Source organism: Rhizobium sp. CAU 1783 (assembly GCF_054551725.1).
In genome coordinates this window covers 43,941-56,669 of sequence record NZ_JBTOLM010000001.1, presented here as the reverse complement: position 1 = coordinate 56,669, position 12,729 = coordinate 43,941, and the positions used below count along the sequence as shown (strand labels likewise).

General features: G+C 63.6%; 12 protein-coding genes. 4 read left to right on the top strand and 8 right to left on the bottom strand.

Going from position 1 to position 12,729, the window contains the following annotated elements:
- The first annotated feature begins 91 nt into the window (after positions 1-91).
- The 4 genes from ACX93L_RS00205 to ACX93L_RS00190 all read left to right on the top strand — a co-directional run bounded on the left by ACX93L_RS00205 (position 92) and on the right by ACX93L_RS00190 (position 3,379).
- Positions 92-1,036, top strand: coding sequence for a Bug family tripartite tricarboxylate transporter substrate binding protein (locus tag ACX93L_RS00205; protein ID WP_459402979.1), 945 nt, complete (start codon positions 92-94; stop codon positions 1,034-1,036).
- A complete protein-coding gene (locus ACX93L_RS00200) occupies positions 1,033-1,524 on the top strand; it encodes a tripartite tricarboxylate transporter TctB family protein (protein ID WP_459402978.1) in 492 nt (163 codons plus the stop codon). The genes ACX93L_RS00205 and ACX93L_RS00200 overlap by 4 nt, the downstream gene beginning before the upstream one ends.
- 13 nt (positions 1,525-1,537) lie before the next feature.
- Positions 1,538-3,055, top strand: coding sequence for a tripartite tricarboxylate transporter permease (locus ACX93L_RS00195; protein ID WP_459402977.1), 1,518 nt, complete (start codon positions 1,538-1,540; stop codon positions 3,053-3,055).
- A gap of 153 nt (positions 3,056-3,208) precedes the next feature.
- A complete protein-coding gene (locus tag ACX93L_RS00190) occupies positions 3,209-3,379 on the top strand; it encodes a hypothetical protein (RefSeq protein WP_169594971.1) in 171 nt (56 codons plus the stop codon).
- 64 nt (positions 3,380-3,443) lie between these two features.
- On the opposite strand, the gene ACX93L_RS00185 is transcribed toward ACX93L_RS00190, so the two are convergent.
- The 8 genes from ACX93L_RS00185 to bktB all read right to left on the bottom strand — a co-directional run bounded on the left by ACX93L_RS00185 (position 3,444) and on the right by bktB (position 12,703).
- On the bottom strand, positions 3,444-4,463 hold the full coding sequence (locus ACX93L_RS00185) for a GlxA family transcriptional regulator (protein ID WP_459402976.1): 1,020 nt from the start codon (positions 4,461-4,463) through the stop codon (positions 3,444-3,446).
- A 111-nt stretch (positions 4,464-4,574) separates the two neighbouring features.
- Complete coding sequence (locus ACX93L_RS00180) at positions 4,575-5,441, bottom strand: dipeptide ABC transporter ATP-binding protein (protein ID WP_459402975.1); 867 nt, start codon at positions 5,439-5,441, stop codon at positions 4,575-4,577.
- A complete protein-coding gene (locus tag ACX93L_RS00175; RefSeq protein WP_459402974.1) occupies positions 5,438-6,286 on the bottom strand; it encodes an ABC transporter ATP-binding protein in 849 nt (282 codons plus the stop codon). The genes ACX93L_RS00180 and ACX93L_RS00175 overlap by 4 nt, the downstream gene beginning before the upstream one ends.
- A 1-nt stretch (position 6,287) precedes the next feature.
- Positions 6,288-7,193, bottom strand: a complete 906-nt coding sequence (locus ACX93L_RS00170; RefSeq protein WP_459402973.1) for an ABC transporter permease subunit — start codon at positions 7,191-7,193, stop codon at positions 6,288-6,290.
- A gap of 14 nt (positions 7,194-7,207) precedes the next feature.
- Entirely contained in the window at positions 7,208-8,212 is a 1,005-nt protein-coding gene (locus tag ACX93L_RS00165) for an ABC transporter permease subunit (RefSeq protein WP_459402972.1), read from the bottom strand.
- Between the two features lie 182 nt (positions 8,213-8,394).
- Positions 8,395-9,990, bottom strand: a complete 1,596-nt coding sequence (locus ACX93L_RS00160; RefSeq protein ID WP_459402971.1) for an ABC transporter substrate-binding protein — start codon at positions 9,988-9,990, stop codon at positions 8,395-8,397.
- A gap of 503 nt (positions 9,991-10,493) precedes the next feature.
- Positions 10,494-11,396, bottom strand: coding sequence for a DMT family transporter (locus ACX93L_RS00155; protein WP_459402970.1), 903 nt, complete (start codon positions 11,394-11,396; stop codon positions 10,494-10,496).
- A gap of 116 nt (positions 11,397-11,512) precedes the next feature.
- Positions 11,513-12,703, bottom strand: a complete 1,191-nt coding sequence (bktB, locus tag ACX93L_RS00150) for a beta-ketothiolase BktB (protein ID WP_459402969.1) — start codon at positions 12,701-12,703, stop codon at positions 11,513-11,515.
- Between the last annotated feature and the right edge of the window lie 26 nt (positions 12,704-12,729).

The following is a 12,729-nucleotide window of genomic DNA, read 5'->3' as shown; positions in this document are numbered from 1 at the left end:
GACATGACCTGACGTCTGCCGGCATGCTCACTCCCGTCCGCTCAACAAGAAATGCGCTGCCTGAGAGCGGCGCCTGACGGAGGAGTTCATCTTGAAACAGTTCATCCTGGCAACCATCATGGCCGGCGCAATCGCGCTGCCGTCCCTTGCCGCCGACTACACCATCATGGCTCCCGCCAATCCGGGCGGCGGCTGGGACCAGACGGCCCGTTCGATGCAGACCGTCCTGCAGCAGGAAGGCATTTCGCCGGCCGCACAGGTCCAGAACGTTCCCGGCGCCGGCGGCACCATCGGCCTTGCCCAGTTCGCCAACCAGGCCAAGGGCAACCCCAACGCCCTGATCGTCGGCGGCTACGTCATGGTCGGCGCGATCCTCACCAACAAGTCGCCGGTATCGTTGAAGGATGTCACCCCGATCGCCCGGCTCACCGGCGAAAACGAGGCGATCGTCGTTCCGGCCGCTTCGCCGATCCAGTCGATGGCCGACCTCGTCGCCGCGCTCAAGAAGGACCCGGGCTCGGTCTCCTGGGCCGGCGGCTCTGCTGGCGGCACCGACCACATCGCCGTTGGCCTGATCGCCAAGGCCGCCGGTGTCGATCCGACCAAGATCAACTACATCGCGTTCTCCGGCGGCGGTGAAGCGCTTGCAGCCATCCTCGGCAGCCAGGTGACAGCCGGCATCTCCGGCATCGGTGAATTCGAGGCCCAGGTGAAGTCCGGCACGCTGCGCCTGCTCGCCGTCTCGAGCGCCGAGCGCCTGCCGAACATCGATGCACCGACGCTCAAGGAAAGCGGCCTTGACGTGGTCGTCGAGAACTGGCGCATGGTCGCCGCAGCTCCCGGCCTGACCGCCGAACAGACCGCCGCCGTCTCGGCCGACGTCGAAAAGATGGTCAAGTCCGCGGGCTGGCAGGAAGTCCTCAAGACCAAGGGCTGGCAGGACACCTATCTCGCCGGCGACGCCTTCAAGGCCCAGCTCGACAAGGATGTCGCCGCCACCGAAGCCGTCCTCAAGGACATCGGACTGGTGAAATGAGCGAGACAGGACGCTCCTCGACCGAGACACGCCGCCCCGACGGGGCGGCGCTTGTCATCGCCCTGGTCCTTGCCGGATTGGCCGCGCTGATCTTCTGGGACGTCGCCCGCCTCAGCGAGGTCGCCGGCTATTCGCCGGTCGGACCGGCGACCGTTCCGAAGTGGATCGCCTTCGGCCTCATCGGTCTGTCGATCTGGACCGCCGTCGCCGCCTTCCGGCGTGACTTCCCCGAGCGCGAACATCAGGAAGTCGCTCCGGTACTCTGGGTCATCGGCGGCCTTGCCGGTCAGATGCTGTTTCTGAAGACCCTCGGCTTTTCGATCGCGACCGGCGTGCTCTTCGCCGCGACCGCCTATGCCTTCGGCAAGCGCCAGCTGTGGATCACGCTGCCGGTCGGCATCGTGCTCAGCCTGTTCGTCTGGCTGGTCTTTGCGCTCCTGCTGCAGCTGTCGCTTCCGGCCGGCCCGCTCGAGCATCTGTTTCTCTGAGGAGTAGCCTCGCATGGATACCTTTGACTTTCTGCTGCAGGGCCTCCTCGTCGCAGCCCAGCCGGCGAACCTGCTCTACGCCCTGATCGGGGTGACGCTCGGCACCGCCGTCGGCGTATTGCCCGGCATCGGCCCGGCCCTGACGGTGGCGCTGCTCCTGCCGGTCACCTTCAAGCTTGATCCCGCCGGTTCGCTCATCATGTTCGCCGGCATCTACTATGGCGGCATGTATGGCGGCTCGACCACATCGATCCTGCTCAACACGCCGGGCGAAAGCTCGTCGATCGTCACGGCGCTGGAGGGCAACAAGATGGCCCGCGCCGGACGCGGCGGACCCGCCCTTGCCACGGCTGCCATCGGCTCCTTCGTCGCCGGCCTGATCGCCACCATTGCGCTCGCCTTCATCGCGCCGTTCATCGTCAAGCTCGCCCTCGTCTTCGGACCGCGCGAATACTTCGCCCTGATGGTGCTTGCGTTCGTCACCGTGTCCTCGGCCTTCGGTGACAGCACCCTGCGCGGGTTGACCTCTCTTTTCATCGGGCTGACGCTCGCAACCGTCGGCATCGACCAGCTGACCGGCCAGAACCGCATGAGCTTCGGCGTGCCTGATCTCCTGGACGGCATCGAGGTCACGACGCTTGCGGTGGCCATGTTCGCGATCGGCGAAACCCTCTTCCTAGCCGCACAGGGCGATCGCGGTCCGGACAAGGTCGAAGCGGTGCGCGGTTCGATCTGGATGACGGCCGCCGACTGGGCCCGCTCGTGGAAACCCTGGCTGCGCGGCACCGCGATCGGCTTTCCGATCGGCGCCATGCCGGCCGGCGGCGCAGAAATCGGCACCTTCCTGTCCTATGCGACCGAAAAGCGGCTGACCAACCATCCGGAAGAGTTCGGCAACGGCGCCATCGAAGGGGTCGCAGGCCCGGAAGCGGCCAACAACGCATCCGCGGCCGGAACGCTGGTCCCGCTGCTGACGCTCGGCCTGCCGACGACCGCGACCGCGGCCATCATGCTCGCGGGTTTCCAGCAATACGGCCTGCAGCCGGGCCCGCTGCTGTTCGCGACCAATCCCCAGCTCGTCTGGGGCCTGATCGCCAGCCTGCTGATCGCCAATTTCATGCTGCTGGTGCTGAACCTGCCGTTGATCGGCCTTTGGGTCCGCCTGCTGACCATCCCCAAGCCCTGGCTCTATGCGGGCATTCTCCTGTTCGCGACCCTCGGCACCATTGGCGCCAACCCCTCGGTCTACGAACTCGGCATGCTCCTCGCCTTCGGCGTGATGGGCTACATCATGCGCGTCTTCGGCTATCCGATCGCCCCGGTGGTCGTCGGCCTGATCCTCGGGCCCCTCGCAGAACAGCAGCTGCGACGCGCTCTCGCCATCAGCCAGGGCGACGCGACGGTGCTGGTCACATCTCCGATCGCCGCCGGCCTGCTGCTCCTCGCAGCCATCGCGCTGATCCTCCCGCTGGTGCTTCGCGCCCGTGGCAAGGGCGAGATGCTCTCGCATCTGGCAGCCAGCGAGGACTGAAGCAATCAGGACATGACGGAAGTCAAGGGCGGGCCGGATCGACGAGATCCGGCCCGCTTTTCTTGCATGGCTGAGATGAAGGAAACGCCATTGTAGAATTCGTGCCGGAGGACCATCTTTGTTCTGTCAACAAGAGAGAAGAAGGCAAAGAAAATGTCTGTCCTTACAGGTTCCATCAGCAATGGTTTCCTCGGCAGGGCTTTCGCCGTCATCAGCGCGGCAGGGGCCGCTGCTGCCGCAGTCGAAGCACACCGTGCTCCGCGTGATCGTGATCTGCGCACCTTGGGCATTGATCCCCAGGGCTTCCGTCAGGTCCGCCGCTGAACGCAGCCGAACAAGATCCGCATTAAGAAACAAAGGCCGACGTTATCGCCGGCCTTTTGCTTTTCTAGGTCGCAGTTTCCGCCGCATGGCGCCGTCGCGCGGCAACCGGCGTGATGGCGAACTCCTTGCGAAACTTGCGGATGAAATGGGAGACGTTCTCGAAGCCGGTTTCCAGCGCGATGTCGATCAGCGGCTTGTCGGTAAAGACCACCAGCCGACGGGCATGTTCCAGCCGGAGCCGGATATACATGGCGACCGGGGTCGCCCCGAATTCCGTTCGGAACAGCCGTTCGAGCTGGCGGCGCGATAGGCCGACCGCATCGGCAACGTCATCGATGCTGACCACATCCTCGATATGCTGTTCCATCATGATCAACGCCATGTTGGTGCGTTTGTCGCGCACGGGCGTCGAACCGAGCGGATTGCGGGTCTGCATCTCGCTGGCATCGCGCCGGCGGGTGATCTGCATGATCTCCAGCGCATTGCGCTCGGCTGCCTCGCCGACATGGCGGCGGATGAGATAGGTCGCAAGGTCCGCGACGCTTGATCCCCCGGCGCAGGTGATGCGGCCATGATCCTCGACGAAAAGACGCTTCGACGTCGCATCGATCGACGGAAAGCGGGAGCGGAAGTCGACATAGTGCAGCCAGCTCACGCAGGCCGTGCGCCCGTCGAGCAGGCCGGTTTCGGCGAGAATGAAGCTTCCGGTGCAGACCCCGATGATCGGCACGCCGGCGGCAGCCGCCTCGTTCAGGAAGGCGATCGCCTCGCGGTCGATCGGTTCCGCCACGTTGAGGCGTCCGCCGACGACGGCGATATAGCTGAACTGCTTCGGATTTCCGAGCGGCGCCGTCGGCGCCACCTGAATCCCGCAGCTCGAGGTGATGAAATTTCGCGTGCTGCCGAGCACCGCCCAGTCACAATTGACGCGGCCGGAGCGATCTTCCACGTCGCTGCCGAGCCGCAAGGCGTCAGCAAACAGGGAGAAGGCGCTGAGCGTGAAGCTGCGTGCCAGAATGAAGCCGATGCGCAGCACGGGCTGGTTCTTCTGGTCTTTCGCTCTGCTGGCAAGTGCCTGCGTCATGGACTTCTTCGCGACCCGGTTGCTGTCTCAAGCCCCGCCAATAGCAAAGGCGGGCAGGAATATCCACTGCCCGCCTCGAAGCGTCCGGTGAGCAAGCCTTCGGTGAAGACCTCAGCTTGCCCTTGCGACGGGACGGACCCGCTTGGCCATACGCGCGCGGATCGATTCCACGTCTGCCCGGGGCGTCGCGGCAAACAGCGTCTTGGTATAGTCGTGCTGCGGATCCGTGAACACCGCCTCGCGACTGCCGTATTCCACGGCCTCGCCATAATACATCACCATCACCTCGTCGGCGATATAGCGCACCACCGAAAGGTCGTGACTGATGAAGACGTAAGTGAGCCCGAATTCCTCCTGCAGGTCGGCGAGCAGGTTAAGCACCTGGGCCTGGACCGAAAGGTCGAGCGCCGACACCGGCTCGTCGAGGACCAGCAGTTTCGGCTTCAGCATCAGAGCACGGGCAATCGCGATACGCTGGCGCTGGCCGCCCGAGAACATGTGTGGGTAGCGGTTGTAATGCTCCGGCCCGAGGCCGACCTTCACCAGCATCTCGGTGGCAAGTTCACGACGCTCGACTGCCGACAGCGAAGTGTTGATCGCCAGCGGCTCGCCGAGAACGTCGCCGATCTTCTGGCGCGGGTTCAGCGAGCCATACGGGTTCTGGAAGACGATCTGTACCTTCTGGCGCATTGCAGCCGTGAGATGCCCCGGGCGCGTATCGACGGGCTTGTCCTCGATCAGCAACTCGCCGGAGGTCGGCTCGTCGATGAAGGTCAGGATGCGAGCGAGCGTCGACTTGCCGCAGCCGCTTTCGCCGACGATGGCGAGCGTCTTTCCGGCCTCGAGCTTGAAGGAAACGCCCTTCACCGCATGCACGACCTTTTCCGGCTTCAGGAAGCCCGTCGGCACGTGGTAGTCACGCGTGATGTTGCGGATCTCGAGCATCGGCGTGGTGTTCGCAGCACTGGTCTCGGTCATGCGTTTTCTCCTGCGTCCGCGCCCGCCATGAAGTCGGAAACGGTGGTGAGGCGGTCTCCGGTGGCGTTCTCCGGAAGCGCCGACAGCAGCGCGCGGGTATAGGCGCTCTTCGGCGCTTCGAAGAGCGACAGCACGTCGGCCTCTTCCATCTTGCGACCCTTGTACTGGACGACAACGCGATCGGCCGTCTCGGCGACCACGCCCATGTCGTGGGTGATCATGATGAGACCCATGCCGGTATCGGCCTGCAGCTTCATCAGGAGGTCGAGGATCTGTTTCTGGATCGTCACGTCGAGCGCGGTGGTCGGCTCGTCGGCGATCAGGAGCTTCGGATTGCAGGCGATCGCCATGGCGATCATCACGCGCTGGCACTGGCCACCCGACATCTGGTGCGGGAAATGTCCGAGCCGCTCGGCCGGATCGGGAAGACCGACCAGCTTGAACAGCTCGATGGCGCGCGCGCGGCGTGCCGCCTTGCCGAGCCCCATGTGGATGCGCAGCACTTCCTCTATCTGGAAGCCGACGGTAAAGCACGGATTGAGGCTCGCCACCGGCTCCTGGAAGATCATCGCGATGTCCTTGCCGATCAGCTTGCGCCGCTCGGCGGGCGAGATAGCGTGAATGTCGCGGCCCTGGAACAGCATCTTGTCGGCGGTGATCTTCGCCGTCCAGGGCAGAAGCCCCATGACGGCGAGCATGGCGACGGACTTGCCCGAGCCGGATTCGCCGACGATCGCCAGCACTTCGCCGCCCTCGACCGAGAGCGAGACGCCGTCGACGGCCTTGAACCAGCCGGTGGCCGTCTCGAATTCGACGGTCAGGTTTTCGATTTCGAGAAGCGCCATGTCAGGACCTCTTCAGCTTGGGGTCGAGGGCGTCGCGCAGGCCGTCGCCCATCAGGTTGATGGCAAGAACGGTGATAAGGATCGCAAGCCCCGGGAAGGTGACGACCCACCATGCACGCAGGATGAATTCGCGCGCCTCGGCGAGCATCGTGCCCCATTCGGGCGCCGGCGGCTGTGCGCCCATGCCGAGGAAGCCGAGCGCTGCCGCATCGAGGATCGCGTTGGAGAAGGAGAGCGTCGCCTGGACGATCAGCGGCGCCATGCAGTTCGGCAGGATGGTGCGGAACATCAGACGCAGCGGGCCGGCGCCGGCAAGGCGGGCGGCAGTGACGTAGTCCCGGGTCTTCTCCGCCATAACGGCCGCGCGCGTCAGGCGCACGAAATGCGGCTGGAGCGTGAGTGCGATGGCGATCATGCCGTTGGTCAGGCTCGGGCCGAGGATGGCGACCAGGACGAGTGCGAGAAGCAGAGACGGAAACGCCAGGATGATGTCCATCAGGCGCATGATGACGGTATCGATCCAGCCACGGTAGTAGCCGGCGATGAGACCGACCAGGATGCCACCGGTCAGCGACAGCGTCGTCACGAAGACGCCGATGAACAGCGAATACTGCGCACCGTAGATCAGGCGCGAAAGAATGTCGCGTCCGACCGGGTCAGTGCCGAGCGGATAGCTCCAGGTGCCGCCTTCCAGCCAGGCCGGCGGCAGCAGGACGACATCGCGATACTGCTCGAACGGCGAGTGCGGGGCGAAGAACGGGGCGAAGACCGCAACGATGACGAGCGCGATGAAAACGAACAGCCCGATCACCGCACCACGATTTTCGGAGAAGTAGAACCAGAATTCGGCCAGCATCTGGCGGCGCAGCGCCGCGGTGGAAACGGTTTGGTTGGCGGTATCGGCCATGGGATTTGCTCCTTCTAGTGGCGGATGCGCGGGTTGATCAGGCCGTAAAGCAGATCAACGACGAGATTGACGACCATGATGATGCCGGCGATCAGCAGAAGACCGCCCTGGATCACCGGATAGTCGCGCCGGAAGACGGAATCGACCATCCACTTGCCGATGCCCGGCCAGGAGAAGATGGTCTCGGTGAGGATCGCGCCTGCGAGCATGACGCCGATCTGAAGACCGATCGTGGTGATGACCGGGATCAGCGCATTGCGCAGGGCGTGCAGGCCGACGACGCGCAGCGGCGACAGGCCCTTGGCCCGGGCGGTGCGGATATAGTCCTCGGAGAGCACCTCCAGCATGGCCGAGCGGGTCTGGCGCGCGATGACAGCGAGCGGGATCGTGGCGAGCACGATCGACGGCAGGGCCAGATGGCTGAGCGCCGACATGAAGGCACCCTTCTGGCCGGACATGAGCGAGTCGATCAGCATGAAGCCCGTGACCGGCGGGAAGAAGAACATCAGCGAGATGCGCCCCGACACCGGCGTCCATTGCAGGATGCCCGAAAACAGGATGATCAGCAGCAGGCCCCACCAGAAGATCGGCATCGAATAGCCGACCAGCGCGATGCCCATCATCGACTGGTCGAAAACGGAACCACGCTTGATGGCGGCAATCACGCCGGCCGGAATGCCGAGCACGATGGCGATGATGATGGCGCAGAGCGACAGTTCGACCGTCGCCGGGAAAAGCGCCAGGAACTGGTCGAGGATCGGCGACTTGGACACGATCGAGGTTCCGAAATCTCCGGTCAGCACGCCGCCGAGATAGTCGAAATACTGCACGACCAGCGGCCGGTCGAGGCCGAGATGCGCGCTGATTTGGGCGTGACGTTCGGGTGACATGACGCGCTCGCCGGACAGAAGCGCGACCGGATCGCCGGGAAGAAGCCGGATGAAGGCGAAGGCTATGATCGAAACCCCGACAAAGGTCGGGATCAGCACGGCAAGCCGCCGCAAGAGAAAGCCAAACATGATGGACCTGCTGTTGTTCTTCTTGGAGGTCTTGAGTCGCACGCCAGGCGGCGAACTCCTGTTCCCCGGCGGTCATACGTCCATGCCGGGTATGAGCGGACCAGCCGCCATATCGGCCGTTCCTAATGCAATTGCCGCGGGACAGGCAAGCTGTCCCGCGGCAAAATCCTGAACATCGGCCGTTACTCGGCGATATCCACGTTCTCGAAGGTGAAGTCGCCGAGCGGGCTCTGGACGAAGCCGGAGACTTCCTTGCGCATCGGAACGACCGAGAGCGAGTGGTCAAGCGTTGCCCAAGGCGCTTCGCGCTTGAAGACGACCTGTGCTTCTTCATAGAGCTTGGTGCGCTCGGCCTGGTCGGAGGTGACCTTGGCCTTCTTCACCAGCGCGTTGAACTCTTCATTGCACCACTGAGCGCGGTTGTTACCGCCGACGGCTTCGCAGCCGAGCAGGGTGTCGAGGAAGTTGTCCGGGTCGCCGTTGTCGCCGGTCCAGCCGAGCATGACGGCACCGTCACGATCCTTGGCCTTTGAACGGTCGAGGTACTCGGCCCATTCGTAGGAAACGATCTCGACCTTGACGCCGATCTTGGAGAAGTCGTCCTGGATGATTTCGGCAGCGCGACGTGCGTTCAGCATGTACGGACGCGAAACCGGCATCGCCCAGACCTTCATCGACAGATCCTTGACGCCAGCTGCCTCGAGTTCCTTCTTGGCGGCATCGAGATCGTAAGCGTCGTCCTCGACCTTGTCGTTGTAGGACCACATCGTCGGCGGGATCGGGTTCTTGGCAGGCGTTGCCATGCCCTGGAATACGGCGTCGACGATGGCCTTCTTGTTGATGGCCTTGTTGAGTGCCTTGCGGACTTCGACCTTGTCGAACGGAGCCTGGCTCGTGTTGTAGGCGAGGTAGGCGACGTTCAGGCCTTCCTGTTCCATGACGGTGAGCGCCGGGTCGGTCTTCATGGCGGCGACGTCAGCTGCGTTCGGGAACGGCATCAGGTGGCATTCGCCGGCCTTCAGCTTCTGATAGCGAACGGCGGCGTCGGTGGTGATTGCGAAGACGAGGTCATCGATCTTCGGTGCGCCACCCCAGTAGTCGGCGTTCTTCTTGTAACGGATGACGGCGTCCTGCTGGTAGCCGACGAAGATGAACGGACCGGTGCCGACCGGCATCTGGTTCAGCTGTTCCTTCTTGCCTTCGGCTTCGAGCTTGTCGGCATATTCCTTCGAAACGATCGATGCGAAAGGCATCGCGAGGTTCGCGAGGAACGGTGCTTCCGGACGGTTCAGCACGAACTTGACCGTAAGGTCATCGACCTTCTCGATCGACTTGATCAGTTCCGGGAAGCCCATGCCGGCGGCGTATTCCCAGGAGGTGCCAGCCACATACTGGGCCCACGGATGATCGGCCTTGATCTGGCGTTCAATCGAGAAAATCACGTCGTCGGCGTTCAGGTCGCGGCTCGGCGTGAAGAACTCGGTCGTGTGGAACTTGACGCCCGGACGCAGCTTGAACGTGTATTCGGTGCCCTCGGCGTTGACCTGATAGCTTTCTGCGAGACCGGCTTCCGCTTCGGTCGTACCCGGCTTGAACTCCATCAGTCGGCTGTAAACCGGGTGCGCCGACGCGTCGAAAGTCGTGCCTGCGGTATACATGCCCGGGTCGAAACCTTCCGGCGAACCTTCAGAGCAGTAGACGAAGGTCTTGGCGCTTGCGGCGGTGGAAAGGAAAGTGGCTGCCAGCAGTGCTGCGGCAAAACCGAACTTGATCTTCATGACAATCTCCCAATTGCGTGTCACCGGCCTGGCCGGGCACGTTGGTTTATCAGTTGCACGGCGCACCCCATATCGCGCCATGGTTCTACGCTCGTGGATTGGACCCACGAAAAAGGAGCCGTCGGAACGCCGGCCGGAGAGCAGAAAAAAAGCCCGAAAAAGACCCTTGCCTGCTGGCCGTGGCCATCGGCACACTCCTTTCGTCTTATCCGTTGTTACACGCTTGTAAAGAGACATTCTGCCGCAATTTCGCTGCATCTGGGGCAACTTTTTGTTATTTCGCGGTTTCTTTAAACGTTTCGCATCGCCGGAACGGCATGAAGTCGTGCTGGGTAACTAAAAAAATCGCATTTCAGCGATTCTGAATATGTATTCAACCAGCGCCGTTTACGGTCCCATTTGCGAACAGAACGCGTACCGAATGTGGCGAGGTCACCCACGTCAATCTTTGCCTTTGCGCCGGCGGTGGGAAATCGGCCGCCGGGCGGCATGCAAAATGTGGATTATCGACCGGCTGGTGCCTCTTCGCCGGCCGCGTTCTGCTTGGCCCGGATCTCCCGCCACACCGTGAAGACCCCGGCGGCCACCACGACGAGCGACCCGAACCAGATGTTCCAGGGCAGGGTCTCCCCGAACAGCAGCACCCCGATGACACAGGCGAAGACGAGATGCAGGTAGCTGAACGGCTGGACAAGCACTGCGTCCAGATGATCGAGCGCCTTGATCAGGCAGTAGTGGCTGATCATGCCCGTGCAGCAGAGCAAGGCCATCCAGCCCCAGTCCTTCTGCGCCAGCGGCTCCCAGGTGAACGGGCCGACAAAGGTGATCGCGACGGCGCCGACCACACCGATATAGAGGAAACTGGTCATCGGCGGATCGCTGCGCCCCGCGAGCCGTGTCGCAAGCGCATAGGCCGCCAGCATGAAGGCATTGAGCACGGCAATCATGAGGACGGGATCGAAGATGCCGGCATCCGGCTTCAATATGATGAGAACCCCGACAAAGCCCACTGCGATTGCGAGCCAGCGACGCCAGCCGACATGTTCGCCGAGCACGGGCACGGATAGGGCTGCGACCAGCAGCGGGGTCGCGGAAAAGATAGCTTGAGAATGGGCAAGGCCGACCAGCCAGAAACAGAAGATGGCCGTGACGATCTGGGTGGCCAGCAGGATCCCGCGAAAGATCTGCAGGCCGGGCCTGGCGCTCTTCAGGGTCTGCCTGAGGCCGCCGGGTGCGCGCATCGCCAGAACGATGGCAAAGGCACCGAAGGCCCAGTAGCGGATCATGGTGATCATGATCGGCGAATAGATTTCGCCAAGATGCTTCGAAATGGCATCCTGGGTGGCGAAGATCACATAGGTGGCAAGGGCGAAGAGATAGCCGCTTCTGTCCGATTTGATAGGCACGCGCACACGAATCCCGGTTCTCCCTCCCGCCAGATCAGTAGCGGGGGATTGCGCCGAGACGCAATCCCCCAATCAGCGGATGTCGAAAGGCCCGCAGGCCGTCCGGCGGCTGATAGTCAGCCGTGATCCGGATTTTCGATGATCAGCGCGATGCCCTGACCGCCACCGATGCACATCGTGGCAAGGCCATAGCGTCCGCCGATGCGCCGAAGCTCATGGATCACCTTGATGAGGATGATCGTGCCAGAGGCCCCGACAGGGTGGCCGAGCGCGATCGCCCCGCCATTCGGATTGGTTTTTTCGTCCGGGAAGCCGAGATCACGTGCGACCGCGCAGGCCTGGACAGCGAAGGCCTCGTTGGATTCGATCACGTCCAGGTCGGCGACGGCGAGACCGGCACGCGACAGCGCCTGCTTGACGGCCGGCACCGGCCCCAGCCCCATCACCTCGGGTGCGACCCCACCCAGACCATAGGCGACGATGCGGGCGAGAACCTGCGTTCCCTTTTGCGCCGCAACGCCTTCCTCCATCAGGACGACCGCAGCGGCCGCATCGTTGAGGCCGCTGGCATTGCCGGCCGTCACGGTCCCGTCCTTGCGGAAGGCAGCGCGCAGCTTGCCGAGATCCTCGGCGGTGACATCGGCGCGGACATGCTCGTCGGTGTCGAAGACCACCTCCTTGCGCCCCTGCTTGACGGTGAGCGGCAGGATTTGCTCGGCAAACCGACCCTCGGCGATCGCCCGGGCGGCGCGCTTGTGGGATTCGAGCGCGAAGGCATCCTGTGCGGCCCGGTCGATCCCGGCACGCTCGGCGATGTTTTCCGCGGTGATCCCCATATGCCCGTTGCCGAAGGGATCGGTCAGAGCGCCGATCATCATGTCGACGGCCAACGTGTCGCCCATCTTCTGGCCGTGGCGGGCCTGGGTCAGCAGATGACCGGCACGGCTCATGCTTTCGGCGCCGCCTGCAAGGGCGATGTCGGCATTGCCGAGCATGATCTGTTCCGCCGCCGTGACCACCGCCTGGAGGCCGGAACCGCAAAGGCGATTGAGCGTCAGTGCCGGCGAGGTTTCCGGCACACCGGCGCGGATGGCCGCGACACGCGAGATATACATGTCCTCGGGCGCCGTGTGGATGACATTGCCGAACACCGTCTGGCCGATCTCGGCGGCCGAGATCCCGGCCCGCGCGATCGCTTCGCGGGCAACCGTCGCTGCGAGTTCGCAGGGCGCGATCGCCGACAGCGACCCGCCGAAATCCCCGATCGCCGTCCTGACGCCGGACGCGATGACAACTTTTCTGCTCATGGACTGTTCCTCTCCCTTCCCCGCCG